The organism is Streptomyces sp. HUAS ZL42, from assembly GCF_040782645.1.
Taxonomy (GTDB): Bacteria; Actinomycetota; Actinomycetes; order Streptomycetales; family Streptomycetaceae; genus Streptomyces.
Genome location: NZ_CP160403.1, coordinates 3960030 through 3974545, shown reverse-complemented (window position 1 = coordinate 3974545; position 14516 = coordinate 3960030). Strand labels below are relative to the sequence as shown.

Sequence of the window (14516 nt, the reverse complement as noted above, 5' to 3'; positions counted from 1 at the left end):
CCCTCCGTGCACTATTTCGGGGAGTTCTCCGGCACCGCCGAAAGGGATCGCGCGATCTCCAGGGCCCGCCCCTTCGACGCAACCCCCTCCAGCCGCAGCGTCATGCCACCGCCCGCGCTCGCATGGGTCCACAGCAGCGTCGGTCCCGCCGTCCGCTCCTGGCGGGTGAAACGCTCGCCGTGCGCGTCCACCAGCCACAGATCCAGCAGGTGCGGTCGGGAGAACCACAGGGCCGGATGCGGCGCTCCACCGTCCTCCGGTGACTCCGTACTCAGCGAAAGCCACTCCGGCTGCTCGCGCACGGTCTTGGCGAAAAGAGGGTCGAGCCGCGCAGCGAACTCGTCCAGCCGGACCGTGTGCCCGCGCTCGGCCCAGCACAGGCTCACCACGAACCGCCCCTGCGGTTGCGGAGCCACCACCACCGCGTCGGGAACGCCGAGCGCCTCCGGCACCACCGGCTCGAAGCCCGCCCGCCGCTCGGCCTCGGCCAGTGACACCGACCGCACGCAGCCGGGCACCTCGGCGCCGGACGAGGGCACCGCCGAAGGGTCGTACCGCACCTCGACCCCGCCGAAGTCGAACCAGTCCACGACGGCGGCCCGCACCGGAGGTGTGAGCACGAGCACGGCGAGCAGACCGCACAGCGTCGCCGTCAGCGAGCGCCACCGCAGCCGTGCCCAGCGCCGCACCGCCCGCAGCCGATCGAGTGCGCCCCGCGGCTCGGCCACCGGCACGGGCACCTGCTCGGCGAGTATCTGCGCCAGCACCCGCTCGACCATCGTCTCCGGCCCGTCGCCGCCGGCAGCACCGGGCAAGTCCAGCGACCGGCCCAGCGCCCGCAGCTCCTCCGGCAGCCCGGAGCCACGCTCAACCCGGCCGGCGCCCTCACCGCCGTGGACATCCCGCTCGTCACTCATGCTCATCACCCCCTTCCCGCGGCTGGAAATCCGGCAGCAGGCGGCCCAGCTTGCGCAGGGCGCGGTTCAGACGGGACTTCACCGTCCCCCGGGGCCAGCCCAGAGCCTGGGCCGTCTCCGGCTCGTCCATCTCGAGCAGATAGCGGTAGGTGACGACCAGGCGGTGCTCCTCGCTCAGCTTCTCCAGGGCGGCCAGCAGGGCGGTCCGGCGCTCCGTCTCCAGCGTGGCGACCGCGGGGTCCGCCGATTCGGGTATCAGCGGCTCCGCCTCCACGAGGGCCGCTTCGCGGCCGGCGAGCGTGCGCTGCCGTGCGGCCGTCCTCACTGTGTTCCTCGTCTCATTGGCGACGATCGCCAGCAGCCACGGCTTGAACGCCGAGCCGTCCCTGAACCGTCCCAGCGAGCAGTAGGCCTTGACGAAGGCCTGCTGCACCACGTCCTCCGCGTCCGCGCCCGCCCCGAGCGCCGCGGCCGCCCTGAGCGCGATGCCCGTGTGGGCCCGCACCAGCTCCGCGTACGCCTCCGGCTCTCCGGCGCGTACGCGTGCGATCACCGCGGCCTCATCGACGATGCGGCCCCCCTCCCGCGTTCTCACATTCTTGGTACACCGCTCGGACCGGATCGGTTCCCACCCGTGTCACATCTGTTTCCGGCCAGTTCCGGCCAGTTCCGGCCAGTTCCGGACCGGTCCTCCGGACCTGAGAGAATGGGGACATGGCCTCTGACCGACCCCGCGTGCTCTCCGGAATCCAGCCCACCGCAGGCTCGTTCCACCTCGGCAACTACCTGGGCGCCGTCCGCCAGTGGGTGGCCCTGCAGGAGACCCACGACGCGTTCTACATGGTCGTCGACCTGCACGCGATCACGCTTCCGCAGGACCCCGCCGATCTGCGCGCCAACACCCGGCTGGCCGCCGCCCAGCTCCTCGCGGCCGGCCTCGATCCGGAGCGCTGCACGCTCTTCGTCCAGAGCCATGTCCCCGAGCACGCCCAGCTGGCCTGGGTCATGAACTGCCTCACCGGTTTCGGCGAGGCGTCCCGCATGACCCAGTTCAAGGACAAGTCCGCCAAGCAGGGCGCCGACCGCGCGTCCGTCGGCCTGTTCACGTACCCGATCCTGCAGGTCGCGGACATCCTGCTCTACCAGGCCAACGAGGTCCCGGTCGGCGAGGACCAGCGTCAGCACATCGAGCTCACCCGCGACCTCGCCGAGCGCTTCAACGGCCGCTTCGGCCAGACGTTCACGGTTCCGAAGCCGTACATCCTCAAGGAGACGGCGAAGATCTACGACCTGCAGGACCCGACGGTCAAGATGAGCAAGTCGGCGTCGACGCCGAAGGGCCTCATCAACCTCCTCGACGATCCGAAGGCCACCGCCAAGAAGGTCAAGAGCGCGGTCACCGACACCGACACCGTGATCCGCTTCGACGCCGCCGACAAGCCGGGCGTGAGCAATCTGCTCACGATCTATTCGACGCTCACCGGGACGGGTATCACCGAACTGGAGGAGCAGTACGCCGGCAAGGGCTACGGCGCGCTCAAGACGGATCTCGCCGAGGTCATGGTCGAGTTCGTGACGCCCTTCAGGGAGCGGACCCAGCAGTACCTCGACGACCCGGAGACCCTCGACTCGATCCTGGCCAAGGGTGCGGAGAAGGCGCGCTCCGTCGCCGCGGAGACCCTCTCCCAGGCGTACGAAAGGGTGGGCTTCCTGCCCGCCAAACACTGAGCCCGCACCAGAGCGACGCAGCCGTACCACCGCACGCGCTGCACATCACTACGACTGCCCCTGCCCGCAGCACAGCCGTGGCCGTACAGTCGATAGCCGGTGGCCGTCCCAGCGGCCACCCCTGCTTCCACCCGGACGCACCAACAGAACGACAGGAGACGACGTGGGGACCGTAACGATCGGTGTGTCGATCGCGGTCCCGGAGCCTCACGGCAGCCTGCTCCAGGAGCGGCGCGCGGGCTTCGGCGACGCCGCGGCTCACGGCATCCCCACCCACGTGACCCTGTTGCCGCCGACCGAGGTCGACGGCGATGAACTGCCCGCGATCGAGGCGCACCTCACCGAGGTCGCCGCGGCGGGCCGGTCGTTCCTGATGCGGCTGTCCGGCACCGGCACGTTCCGGCCCCTGTCGCCGGTCGTGTACGTGCAGGTCGTCGAGGGTGCGGAAGCCTGCACCTGGCTCCAGAAGCAGGTCCGTGACGCGTCCGGCCCGGTGGCCCGGGAACTGCAGTTCCCCTACCACCCGCACGTCACCGTGGCGCACGGCATCGACGAGGCCGCCATGGACCGCGCCTACGAGGAACTCGCCGACTACGAGGCCCAGTGGTCCTGTACCGGCTTCGCCCTGTACGAGCAGGGCGCCGACGGCGTGTGGCGCAAGCTGCGCGAGTACGCCTTCGGCGGCGGGGCGGTGGTGCCGACGCAGACGGCACGCGTGGACCGCGGCTCCCTGCCGACGCACTAGGGGCCTGTCCGGCGGATCATGCCGCAGACGCGGGGCGTGGCACGCCCTCCCCCCTCTCGGCTTCGCTCGGCGGGAGGTGTCCCCACCGGCGTTGTCGTCGGTTGCCGACTTCCTCACCCTCGGCTTCGCTCGAGCGGGGGGACCCCCATCGCGTCGACGCCCTCCTCCGACTTGCAGCTGGACGCCCCACGCCCCACGCCCGCTCACCTGTGCTGACCAGATGCCCCTGCTTTCCCGCGACTTGATCCGCCGGACAGGCCCTGGTCACAGGCCGCCGGTCACAGGGGCAGCCGCCGGAACACCGCGCGTGGCACATGCCGCAGCGCCGACATGATCACGCGCAGCACGCCCGGCACCCACACCGTCTCCGAGCGCCGCCGCAGGCCCCGTTCGACCGCGGTGGCCACCTCCTCGGGTGTGGTCGCGAGCGGTGCCTCCTCGAGGTCCGCGGTCATCTTCGAGCGGACGAATCCGGGGCGCACGATCATGACGTGCACGCCCGTGCCGTGCAGCGCGTCGCCCAGGCCCTGGGTGAAGACGTCCAGGCCGGCCTTGCTGGAGCCGTAGATGAAGTTGGAGCGGCGGGCCCGTTCACCCGCGACCGAGGACATCACGACCAGCGATCCGTGCCCCTGGTCCTGCAACGCACGGGCGCTGACCAGGCCCGCCGACACCGCCCCCGTGTAGTTGGTCTGTGCGACGCGGACCGCGGACACCGGCTCGCGCTCGTCGCGCGCCTGGTCGCCGAGCACTCCGAATGCGAGCAGCACCATGTCGACGTCCCCCTCGGCGAAGACCTTGCCGAGCACGGTCTCGTGGGACTCGGGGTCGAGCGCGTCGAAAAGGACGGTGTGCACGTGGGCGCCCAGACCGCGCAGGTGCTCCGCGGCCTGTTCCAGGGCGGGCGTCGGGCGGCCCGCGAGCCACACCGTGCGGGTGCGGCGGGCGATCAGGCGGCGCGCGGTGGCCAGCGCGATCTCCGACGTACCGCCGAGGACGAGGAGGGACTGGGGCAGACCGAAGGCGTCCTTCACGACAGCTCCTGGGATCGGGGGATGGTCTGGAGGTTGAGTCGGCGGGCGAGGTCGGACACGAACACGCCGCGCGGGTCCAGCCGCGCGCGCAGCTCGCGGAAGTCGGCGAGCCGTGGATACATCGCGTCGAGCAGTTCGGGCCGCAGGCGGGAGTCCTTGGCCAGGTAGACGCGTCCGCCGGCGGCGGCGACCTCCTCGTCCAGTTCGTCGAGGAGGGAACCGAGGCCCGGCAGCCCGGCCGGGATGTCCAGGGCCAGGGTCCAGCCGGGCACCGGGAAGGACAGCCAGCCCGGGTCGGCGTCCCCGAAGCGTTTGAGGACGGCCAGGAAGGACGGGCACCGGCGCTGGGAGATGCGCCGCACGATGCGGCGCAGGGTGTCCTCCTGGCCGTGCCCGACGACGAACTGGTACTGCACGAAGCCGCCGCTGCCGTAGACGCGGTTCCAGTGCGGAACCCCGTCCAGGGGGTGGAAGAAGGTGGAGATCTTCTGCAGTTGACCGGCACGCGCGCGTGGCGCTCTTCGGTACCAGAGCTCGTTGAACAGGCCCACGGTTCCGCGGTTGAGCAGGCCCTGCGGGAGGAAGGCCGGTGCGGCCGGGAGCCGGGACGGGCGGAAGGACAACGGGGTTCTACGCGCGCGCGTGGGCAGCGCGTCGAGCGGCGCGTGGTCGCCGCGCGTCAGCACCGCGCGGCCCGTCGCCGCGCCGCGCGCCAGCAGGTCGATCCACGCGACCGAGTAGCGGTAGCGGTGGTCGGCGGCGGTCAGGCGGGCCATCAGGTCGTCGAGGTCGGTGGCGCGCTCGGTGTCGACCGACATGAGGGACGTCTCGACCGGCAGGAGCCGGAGCGTCGCCGTCAGGATCACTCCCGTCAGGCCCATGCCGCCCGTCGTCGCGTCGAACAAGGGAGTGTCGCGGCCGACGGTGTGGATCACGCCGTCCGCGGTGAGCAGTTCGAGCGAGAGGACGTGGCGGGAGAAGGAACCCGACCCATGGTGGTTCTTGCCGTGGATGTCCGCCCCGATCGCCCCGCCGACGGTCACATAGCGGGTGCCGGGGGTGACCGGGACGAACCAGCCGAGCGGCAGCAGCACCTCCATCAGCCGGTGCAGGGAGACGCCCGCGTCGCACAGCACGGTGCCGCCCGCGGCGTCGATCACGTGGATGCGGTCCAGGCCCGTCATGTCGAGCACCGCCCCGCCGGCGTTCTGTGCCGCGTCCCCGTACGCCCGCCCGAGCCCCCTGGGGATGCCGCCGCGGGCCCCGCAGTCCCGTACCGCGTCCACGGCCTCCTCGTACGTCCGTGGGCGGATCAGACGGGCTGCGGTGGGGGCGGTGCGGCCCCATCCCGTGACGGAAACGGTGTCGGCGGACATGTCGGCGACCGTATCGCCCTGCTGCGCCACGTTAGTTTCCTAACATCCAATCCCTCCCCGAAATGGGTGATTAATGGGATGTCGCCCAATATTGCCGGAGTTCCTGCGGTGTTGACGTGAACAGTGAGTCCACATGGACGAACTCGACGACATGGACCACCGAATCCTTTCGGCGCTTCGGGCCTGCGGAACCGACCCGCGCGTCGCCGGGGTCGCGCGCGCCCTGTCCTGGGCGGGCGAGCACGGCGCGCTGTGGCTCGCGGCGGGCCTCGCCGGAGCCGCCGTGGACGGCGCACGGCGCGGCGCCTGGTTGCGCGGGACGGCGCTCACTGCGGGCGCGCACCTCGCGAGCATGGGTGTGAAACGGATCGTGCGCCGTCCGCGCCCCACGCATGTCGAGCCTCTGGTGCGCACCGTCGGCCGGCACTCCTTTCCGAGCTCGCACGCCACCTCCGCCGCGGCCGCCGCCGTCGCCTACGGGGCGCTCGGGGCGCGTGTGATCCCGCCGCTCGCTGCCGCGATGTGCCTCTCGCGCCTGGTCGTCGGCGTCCATTACCCCTCGGACGTGGCGGCGGGCGCGGCCCTGGGCGCGCTGACGGCGTGCATGGGAGCGCGTTGGATGACAGGGGGCGTATTCAGCGCGAGAGGAAGCGCATTCAGCGTGACGAGCGCATTCAGCGTGACGGGGAGCGCATTCAGTGCGGCAGGGGGCGCTCATGACTGAGACAGCGCCCCTCACGAAAGGCGCGCGCATCCGGGAAACCGGCCTCCTGGAACAGCGCACGCCTCCGCGACACCCCGCACCACCCCGCCGAAGAGGCGCGCTCCTCGGAGGCCTCCTCAGAACGGCACGCCCCAAGCAATGGGTGAAAAACGTCCTGGTCGTCGCCGCCCCCGCCGCCGCCGGTCAGCTCTTCTCACGCCACGCCCTCACCCAACTGACCCTCGTCTTCGCGCTGTTCACGGCCTGCGCCGCCGCCGTCTACCTGATCAACGACGCCCGCGACGCGGACGCCGACCGCGCCCACCCCACCAAACGGCACCGCCCGGTCGCCGCCGGACAGGTCCCGGTGCCCGTCGCCTACGCCGTCGGAGGCGCACTGGCGGTCCTCGCCCCAGCCGCAGCGGCCTGGCTGACCTCGCCTTTCGTCTCGGCGCTGCTGACCGCGTACGTCGGCATGCAACTGGCGTACTGCGTCAGCCTCAAGCACGTCCTGGTCGTCGACCTCGTCGTCGTCACCACCGGCTTCCTCATGCGGGCGATGGTCGGCGGACTCGCCCTCGGCATCCCGCTGTCACGCTGGTTCCTGATCACCACAGGGTTCGGCGCGCTGTTCATGGTGTCGGCCAAGCGCTACTCCGAAGCGGTCCAGATGGCCGGAAAGGCGGGCGCCACGCGCGCGTTGCTCACCGAATACACCACCGGCTACCTGCGCTTCGTCTGGCAGCTGGCAGCGGGCGTCGCCGTGCTCGGCTACTGCCTGTGGGCCCTTGAGGAGGGTGGCGTCCCGCACACCAGCGTCCTCCCCTGGCGTCAGCTGTCCATGGTCGCGTTCATCCTGGCCGTCCTGCGGTACGCGGTCTTCGCCGACCGCGGCACCGCGGGCGAGCCCGAGGAAGTGGTCCTGCGCGACCGCGCGCTCGCCCTGATCGGCCTGGTGTGGCTGGCGATGTACGGGCTGGCGGTGGCCAATTGGTGACCGCGAGCCGAGCCACCCGGCGCCCCGCCCCGAGCCGGACGGCCCGGCCCAGCCCCCCACGCGCCCGCGAGTTACTCGGCTTCGCCACCGTCGGCCTCCTCGCCTACGCCGCCGACCTGGCGCTGTTCACATACCTCCGCGGCCCGGCCGGCCTCGGCCCGCTCACCGCCAAGGTGCTGTCCTTCGTGGCGGGCTGCTCGGTGGCGTACGCGGGCAACGCGCTCGGCACCTACCGGGGCACGAAACCCCGCGGCCTGCGCCCGTACGCGGTCTTCTTCGCGGTGAACGTCGCCGGCGCCCTCGTCCAGCTCCTCTGCCTCGCCGTCAGCCACTACGGCCTCGGACTCACCTCGCGGCGCGCGGACACCGTCTCCGGTGCCGGAATCGGCATGGCGCTCGCCACTGTCCTGCGGTTCTGGGGTACTCGCACGTTGGTGTTCCGCAGCGAGGGCAGAGTCGGATCATGGACTGGCTGAAGAAGCTCCCCGTCGTCGGGCCGCTGATGGCGCGCCTGACGGCCACGCACGCGTGGCGGTCGTTCGAGCGTCTGGACCGGGTGAAGTGGACGCGGCTGGCGGCCGCGATGACGTTCACCAGCTTCGTCGCGCTCTTCCCGCTGCTGACGGTGGCGGCCGCCATCGCGGCCGCGACGCTCAGCACGAAGCAGCAGGACAAACTGCAGGACAAGATCGCCGAGCAGGTGCCCGGCATCTCCGAGCAGCTCGACATCGCCGGCCTTGCCCAGAACGCCGGCGCGATCGGCCTCATCGCGGGAGCGGTCCTGCTGTTCACCGGCATCGGCTGGGCCGGGTCGATGCGCGAGTGCCTGCGCGCGGTGTGGGAGCTGGAGGACGACGAGGAGAACCCGGTCCTGCGCAAGGCGAAGGACGCGGGCATCCTGGTCGGGCTGGGCGGCGCCGTTCTCGTCACGCTCGCCGCGTCCACGGTCGCCTCCGCGATGGTCGGCTGGATCACCCGGCAGATGGGCATCGACGAGGGCGGCTGGGGCGGAGTACTGCTGCACATCGCCGCGTTCCTCGTCGCCGTACTCGCCGACTTCCTGCTTCTGCTGTACGTCCTCACCCTGCTGCCCGGCGTCGAACCGCAGCGCCGCCGCCTCGTCGTGGCCGCGCTGACCGGCGCGGTCGGTTTTGAACTGCTCAAGCTGCTGCTGAGCGGCTATCTGCAGGGCGTGGCCACGAAGAGCATGTACGGCGCGTTCGGCGTCCCCGTGGCCCTGCTGCTGTGGATCAACTTCACCGCGAAGCTGGTGCTGTTCTGCGCGGCCTGGACGGCGACGCAGAGCAAAGAGGTCGAACTCCTCGAGGAGCCGGAGAAACCGGAGGAACCGGCGGAGCCGGAAAAACCGGCGGAGCCGAAGAAGCCGGAGAAGCCCCGCAGCCCCTCCCTCAGGAACGGCTCCGGCGACGCACCAGATCCGGCAGCGGCCAGCGGCGGTTGACCACGTACGCGCCTGCTGGGAGCAGTACCAGCAGGCCGCCGGTGATCGCCAGCGCGATCCCCATGCCACCGGAGCCGTTCCCGGCCGCGGCGGTCGCGACCGGAGTGGCCGACGCCTTGCCGTTCCCGGTGCCGCCCGCCTGGCCGGGGGAGGGGTTCGCGCCGGGCTGGGCGTCGGCCTGCGCGGCACTCTTCGGCGCGACCAGCTCTCCCACCGGGGTCACCTTCCCGGCCGCCTGGAAACCCCAGTCGAAGAGGGCGGCTGTCTCCTTGTAGACCTCGTTGTGGTCGTTCTTCTCCGGATTCATGACCGTGACGAGCAGCACCTTGCCGTTGCGCTCGGCGACACCGGTGAAGGTGGCTCCGGCGTTGGTGGTGTTGCCGTTCTTGACGCCCGCGATGCCCTGGTACTGGGAGATGTCGTAGTCGCCGGTCAGCAGCCGGTTGGTGTTCTGGATCTCGAAGGTCCCGCGGGTCGACTTGCCCTTCTTGTTCTTCTTCGTCTCGCCCGGGAACTTGGCCCGCACGGTCGAGCAGTACTCCCGGAAGTCCGCCTTCTGCAGCCCGGAGCGGGCGAACAGGGTGAGGTCGTACGCCGACGACACCTGCCCGGAGGCGTCGTAGCCGTCGGGGCTGACCACGTGAGTGTCGAGGGCCTGGAGTTCCTCGGCGTGCTCGTTCATCTCCTTGACGGTGTTGGCGACCCCGCCGTTCATCGCGGACAGCACGTGCACGGCGTCGTTGCCCGAGCGCAGGAAGACACCGAGCCACAGGTCGTGGACCGTGTAGGTCTCGTTCTCCTTTATCCCGACCATGCTGGAGCCGGACCCGATGCCGGCCAGGTCGGAGGGGACGACCTTGTGGGCCGTGGTCCTGGGGAACCTCGGCAGCAACGTGTCGGCGAAGAGCATCTTCAGGGTGCTCGCGGGGGGCAGCCGCCAGTGGGCGTTCTGCGCGGCCAGCACCTCGCCGGACTCGGCGTCCGCGACGATCCACGAGCGGGCCGTGAGGTCCTTCGGCAGCACCGGCGCACCGTTGGACAGAGTGACCTGCGCGCCCGGCTGCCCGAGGCGGGCGCCGCCCACGGTCGACATGTTCGCCGGAGGCGTGGCCGACGGGCTCTTCGAAGCCGAAGCCGAAGCCGAAGCCGAAGCAGAACTCGAAGTCGAAGGAGACGGGCTCGGCGCGGCGACCGCGGCGGGCGCGGTCAGCGTGACGGACGCGAGGGACGCCAGAGACGCCAGGGACGCGGAGGTGACCAGCAGGGTTCGCCTGGCGGTCTTCTTGGGTGCGGGCACGTCGGAGAACGTACCTGCCGCACGCCGCGAAGTCCCACTGGCCTCCCCACCCCGGTCACGGGACCGGACGACGGGCGGCGATACTGGACGCATGAAGCTCAGCCGCCCCGTCTCCTGGTTCCTGCTCGCCTTCGGGGTGTGGAGCTGGGTCATCTGGGTCACTTTCGTCAAAAACCTGATCAAGGACAGCAGTGGGCTCGCTTTCGACGACGGGCATCCCACGGCGTATTTCTGGGTGCACCTGACGCTCGCCGTCGTTTCCTTCGTATTGGGGACGGTCATCGGGGCCATCGGGTTGCGTGGACTGCGCGCATTGCGTCGTACGGCATAGCCGACAAACCAGCCGTCATCATCGACAACGGGGGGACACGACACCGTGGTCATCCTTTTCGTCCTGCTCGCCCTCGGTGTCCTGGTCGCGGGCAACTGGTACCTGTGGCGCCGTCTGTTCCGCGACACGACCCGCGGTCCGGGCTGGGTGCGCCGTACGGGTGTGGTGGTCGTCGCGGGCGGCTGGGCGCTGGCGATCGGTGCGCTCGTCGCCGAACGCACCGGTGCGCCCTTCTGGCTCCAGCGTGTGCTGGCGTGGCCGGGCTTCCTGTGGCTGGCCCTGTCGATATACCTGCTGCTGGTGTTGGTGGCGGGCGAGGTCGTACGACCGCTGCTGCGCCGGTTCCTCGAGCGGCGCGCACAGCGGGTGCCCGTCGCCGCGGCCGTACCGCAGCCCCAGCCGCAGCCGGTACCGGCCGGTGTGCCGCGCGAGGAGCCCGCTGAGCCCGCTGAGATCGCCGAGTCGTCCCGTCCGGTGGCCGCCCCCTCCCGCCGGCTCTTCGTGTCCCGCGTCGTCGCCGGTGCCGCGGCCGCGGCGGCCGTGGGGACGGTCGGCTACGGGACGTACGGCGTCCTGCGCGGCCCGAAGGTGACGCGGGTGACGGTCCCGCTGGCCAAGCTCCCGCGCGCCGCCCACGGTTACCGGATCGCGGTGGTCAGCGACATCCATCTGAGCCCCGTCCTCGGCCGTGGCTTCGCCCAGAAGGTCGTCGACACGATCAACGCCACGCAGCCCGACCTGATCGCGGTCGTCGGCGATCTGGTGGACGGCAGTGTGAAGGACCTGGGCCCGGCGGCGGCCCCGCTGGCACAGCTGACGGCACGTCACGGCAGCTTCTTCGTCACCGGCAACCACGAGTACTTCTCCGGGGCCGAGCAGTGGGTCGAGGAGGTACGACGGCTGGGCCTGAACCCCCTGGAGAACGCCCGCACGCAGCTGCCGCACTTCGACCTGGCCGGCGTCAACGACGTCAGCGGCGAGAGCGAGGGCCAGGGGCCCGACTTCGCCAAGGCACTCGGCGACCGGGACACGGCACGCGCGTGCGTGCTGCTCGCCCACCAGCCCGTGCAGATCCACGAGGCCGTCGAGCACGGTGTCGACCTGCAGCTCTCCGGCCACACCCACGGCGGCCAGCTCTGGCCCGGCAACCTCGTCGCCGCCGCCGCGAACCCGACCGTGGCCGGCCTGGAGCGCTACGGCGACACCCAGCTGTACGTTTCCCGCGGCGCCGGCGCATGGGGCCCGCCGACACGGGTGGGGGCACCCTCGGACATCACGGTGATCGAACTGGCGTCGAAGCAGGCGTGAGGCCTGCGCCGTCGCACGCTTTCATCCGCCGCAGGGGCAAGGAGGAGTACGCCATGGGTGTCGACGTCGTGCTGATGCGGGTCCACCAGCCCGGAACGAGTCGCAGGCGGCGCCGCTCGACCCCGGTCGAGGTCCTCGTCGACCACGGTGACGCCTTCGCCCGCCTCTGCGCAGGGAGCGTGCTGCCCCTGCTGAGCCGGATCGATCCCTACGGATCCCTGCACCTGACATCGGCCCAGATGCCCCAGCTGGCGGACGAACTCGCCGCCCTCCGTACCCGGACCGGCCTGGAGGCGGACCGCGGGACGCTGGATCAGGTCATGGATCTCGCCCGCAGGTGCGCGGGTGACGCGGCGACGGAGCTCCACTTCGAGGGGGACTGATGCCCCTCACTCAGCTGTGAGCACGCTGTGAAACCCGCCCGAAACACCCTTCGGTAAGGTCTTTCCCATCTCCCCGGAATCCCCTTCCTCGGGTGCACCCCCTGTGATTAGGTGAGCCGCGCCACTTAGGGGAGTGGCATATGCGTGGGCGCCTGGGGAGGGCACCGTGCGATCTGTTCGCATGAGGATTCTCGCGACGCTGCTCGTGCTGGCGGCCGCGGGAGTGGGCGGCTGGCAGCTGTTGCCGTCGCACGACGACGACAGGACCATCACGGTCGGTACGACGGACACCGTCACGTCGCTCGACCCGGCCGGCGCCTACGACGCGGGCTCCTGGGCCCTGTTCAGCAACGTCTTCCAGTCCCTGCTGACGTTCGATCCGGGCGGTGCGACCCCGGTCCCGGACGCGGCCAAGAGCTGCGGGTTCATGGGCGGCGGCCTGCGCACGTACCGCTGCGAGCTGCGCGACGACCTGAGGTTCCCCAGCGGCCGCAAAGTCACCGCCAAGGACGTGCAGTTCTCCTTCACCCGCGTCAAGAAGATCAACTCCGATGTCGGTCCGGCGTCCCTGTTCTCCACCCTCGGCTCGGTCGACGCCGACGACATGACCGTGACCTTCCACCTGTCGACGCCGGACGCCACCTTCCCGTTCAAGGTGGCCACCGGCGCCGGCGCGATCGTCGACAGCACGCGCTACCCGAAGGACGCCCTGCGCACCGGAAGCAACGTCGACGGCACCGGACCGTACGAGCTGAGCGCGTATACGAAGGGCAAGAGGGCGGTCCTCACGCCCAACGCGAACTACAAGGGCCCCGTCAAGACCGGCAGCCCCGTCGAACTGCGCTACTACGCCGACGCGGACGCCCTCGACGACGCCTGGCAGCACAAGCAGGTCAAGGTGGCCTCGCGCACACTGCCGCCCAAGGTGCTCGCCGGACTCAACGCGAGCGACCCGGGCCAGCGCGTCTTCGAGGCCAACAGCTCCGAGACCCGCAACCTCTACTTCGACACCCGCAAGGGCTCACCGCTGCACGACGTCGAGGTCCGGCGGGCGATGGCCTGGCTGATCGACCGCGAACAGCTCGCCGCCACCGTCTACGACGGCACCGTCGACCCCCTGTACTCGCTCATCCCGACCGGTATCACCGGCCACACCACGTCGTTCTTCGACAACTACCCCGACCAGAAGCCCGAGAAGGCGCGCAAGCTCCTCGTCCGGGCCGGCGTGAGCATCCCGGTCCGCTTCACCTACGGCTACGGCCTGGGCAGCGGCGCCGCGGCCCAGGAGGCCAAGGAGCTCAAGCGGCAGCTGGAGGCGAGCGGCCTGTTCAAGGTGACGGTCAAGGGATACGAGTGGACCGACTTCCAGAAGCGCTGGGCGAACGGCAAGCTCGACGCGTACGGCGTCGGCTGGGTCGCCGACTACCCCGACCCCGACACCTTCGGCGGCCCGCTCGTCGGCACCGACTCCACCATGAACACCGGCTACAGCAGCAAGACCGTGGACCGGCTGATCCGGGCCAGCCAGGAGCTCGCCGACCGCAGCGAGGTGTCCCAGGACTTCCGCCTGCTGCAGGAGACCGTCGCCGGCGACGTGCCGGTCATCCCGCTCTGGCAGCGCAAGGAGTACGTCGTCACCAGCGACGCGATCGGCGGAGGCCAGTACCTCAACGACGGCAACGGCGTGTTCCGGCTGTGGCGGCTCAGCTGGATCTGACGCGATCACGCCCCGACTTCCGGCCCCGTGACACGGGGCACCCGCCCGGCGCTGCACGATGTGACGGAGGTGTGCGCGGGGTGAGGAGCAGACGTGGTGAGACGCAACTCCTTCCGGCTGCCCCGGCATCCGGCTTCCGTAGGTCTGGCCCGGCGCCGGGTCCGGGAGCACCTGGCCGACTGGGGACACGAGCCGGGTGACACGGCGGTCGACGACGCGGTCCTGCTGGTGTCCGAGCTGACCACCAACGTCGTACGCCATGGTCCCCTCCTGGAGCGCGAGTTCGAGGTCGCGGTGACCGCCCTCGCCGACGGCTCCTGTCTGATCGAGGTGTCGGACGAGGACCGCCGCGAACCTCGTCTGCGGGTCGTGGGGGAGTGGGAAGAGACCGGCCGCGGCCTGCACATCGTGGAGCACACGGCCGCGGCATGGGGCGTGTGGAGCCGGGGCCGGCACGGGAAGACGGTGTGGGCGCTGGTACCGGCCCGCTCCTAGAGCGTACGCGTCCGCCCGCACCG

At 70.9% G+C, this 14516-nt stretch carries 16 protein-coding genes; 11 read left to right on the top strand and 5 right to left on the bottom strand.

Annotated features, from left to right (window positions below; translation table 11 throughout):
• Positions 1-11: 11 nt before the first annotated feature.
• Both ABZO29_RS18030 and ABZO29_RS18025 read right to left on the bottom strand, forming a co-directional pair.
• On the bottom strand, positions 12-923 hold the full coding sequence (locus tag ABZO29_RS18030) for a hypothetical protein (RefSeq protein ID WP_367321228.1): 912 nt from the start codon (positions 921-923) through the stop codon (positions 12-14).
• Positions 910-1470, bottom strand: coding sequence for an RNA polymerase sigma factor (locus tag ABZO29_RS18025; RefSeq protein ID WP_367321227.1), 561 nt, complete (start codon positions 1468-1470; stop codon positions 910-912). Before ABZO29_RS18025 ends, ABZO29_RS18030 begins: the two co-directional genes overlap by 14 nt.
• Before the next feature lie 161 nt (positions 1471-1631).
• On the opposite strand from ABZO29_RS18025, the gene trpS reads away from it, so the two are divergent.
• Entirely contained in the window at positions 1632-2645 is a 1014-nt protein-coding gene (gene trpS, locus ABZO29_RS18020) for a tryptophan--tRNA ligase (protein WP_367321226.1), read from the top strand.
• Positions 2646-2808: 163 nt separating this feature from the next.
• Entirely contained in the window at positions 2809-3390 is a 582-nt protein-coding gene (locus tag ABZO29_RS18015) for a 2'-5' RNA ligase family protein (protein WP_367321225.1), read from the top strand.
• Between the two features lie 278 nt (positions 3391-3668).
• Here the strand turns inward: ABZO29_RS18015 and ABZO29_RS18010 are convergent, their stop codons facing one another.
• Both ABZO29_RS18010 and ABZO29_RS18005 read right to left on the bottom strand, forming a co-directional pair.
• Positions 3669-4424 carry a decaprenylphospho-beta-D-erythro-pentofuranosid-2-ulose 2-reductase gene (locus ABZO29_RS18010; RefSeq protein WP_367321224.1) on the bottom strand — a complete coding sequence of 252 codons (756 nt, stop codon included), beginning with the start codon at positions 4422-4424 and terminating at the stop codon, positions 3669-3671.
• Positions 4421-5800: an FAD-binding protein gene (locus ABZO29_RS18005; RefSeq protein WP_367321223.1), complete on the bottom strand. Its 1380-nt coding sequence runs from the start codon at positions 5798-5800 to the stop codon at positions 4421-4423. Before ABZO29_RS18005 ends, ABZO29_RS18010 begins: the two co-directional genes overlap by 4 nt.
• Positions 5801-5933: 133 nt before the next feature.
• Between ABZO29_RS18005 and ABZO29_RS18000 the strand changes: the two genes are divergently transcribed.
• The 4 genes from ABZO29_RS18000 to ABZO29_RS17985 are packed head-to-tail and all read left to right on the top strand — an operon-like array spanning position 5934 to position 8962.
• On the top strand, positions 5934-6524 hold the full coding sequence (locus tag ABZO29_RS18000; protein WP_367321222.1) for a phosphatase PAP2 family protein: 591 nt from the start codon (positions 5934-5936) through the stop codon (positions 6522-6524).
• On the top strand, positions 6517-7500 hold the full coding sequence (locus tag ABZO29_RS17995; RefSeq protein ID WP_367321221.1) for a decaprenyl-phosphate phosphoribosyltransferase: 984 nt from the start codon (positions 6517-6519) through the stop codon (positions 7498-7500). Before ABZO29_RS18000 ends, ABZO29_RS17995 begins: the two co-directional genes overlap by 8 nt.
• Positions 7497-7976 (top strand): GtrA family protein, encoded by a 480-nt coding sequence (locus tag ABZO29_RS17990; RefSeq protein ID WP_367321220.1) that lies wholly within the window; start codon positions 7497-7499, stop codon positions 7974-7976. The genes ABZO29_RS17995 and ABZO29_RS17990 overlap by 4 nt, the downstream gene beginning before the upstream one ends.
• The gene (locus tag ABZO29_RS17985) at positions 7964-8962 is read left to right on the top strand and encodes a YihY/virulence factor BrkB family protein (protein WP_367321219.1); all 999 of its coding nucleotides are present in this window, start codon (positions 7964-7966) and stop codon (positions 8960-8962) included. Before ABZO29_RS17990 ends, ABZO29_RS17985 begins: the two co-directional genes overlap by 13 nt.
• Here the strand turns inward: ABZO29_RS17985 and ABZO29_RS17980 are convergent.
• On the bottom strand, positions 8910-10259 hold the full coding sequence (locus tag ABZO29_RS17980; RefSeq protein WP_367321218.1) for a D-alanyl-D-alanine carboxypeptidase family protein: 1350 nt from the start codon (positions 10257-10259) through the stop codon (positions 8910-8912). The genes ABZO29_RS17985 and ABZO29_RS17980 overlap by 53 nt on opposite strands.
• A 91-nt stretch (positions 10260-10350) precedes the next feature.
• Here ABZO29_RS17980 and ABZO29_RS17975 point away from each other — a divergent pair, with 91 nt between their 5' ends.
• From ABZO29_RS17975 to ABZO29_RS17955, 5 genes are all read left to right on the top strand, one after another.
• The gene (locus ABZO29_RS17975) at positions 10351-10590 is read left to right on the top strand and encodes an SCO4848 family membrane protein (RefSeq protein ID WP_367321217.1); all 240 of its coding nucleotides are present in this window, start codon (positions 10351-10353) and stop codon (positions 10588-10590) included.
• Between the two features lie 45 nt (positions 10591-10635).
• Positions 10636-11898: a metallophosphoesterase gene (locus ABZO29_RS17970; protein ID WP_367321216.1), complete on the top strand. Its 1263-nt coding sequence runs from the start codon at positions 10636-10638 to the stop codon at positions 11896-11898.
• A 53-nt stretch (positions 11899-11951) separates the two neighbouring features.
• Entirely contained in the window at positions 11952-12281 is a 330-nt protein-coding gene (locus tag ABZO29_RS17965; protein WP_367321215.1) for a hypothetical protein, read from the top strand.
• A gap of 181 nt (positions 12282-12462) precedes the next feature.
• A complete protein-coding gene (locus ABZO29_RS17960) occupies positions 12463-13998 on the top strand; it encodes an ABC transporter substrate-binding protein (protein WP_367321214.1) in 1536 nt (511 codons plus the stop codon).
• A gap of 93 nt (positions 13999-14091) precedes the next feature.
• On the top strand, positions 14092-14493 hold the full coding sequence (locus tag ABZO29_RS17955) for an ATP-binding protein (protein ID WP_367321213.1): 402 nt from the start codon (positions 14092-14094) through the stop codon (positions 14491-14493).
• Positions 14494-14516 lie beyond the last annotated feature (23 nt).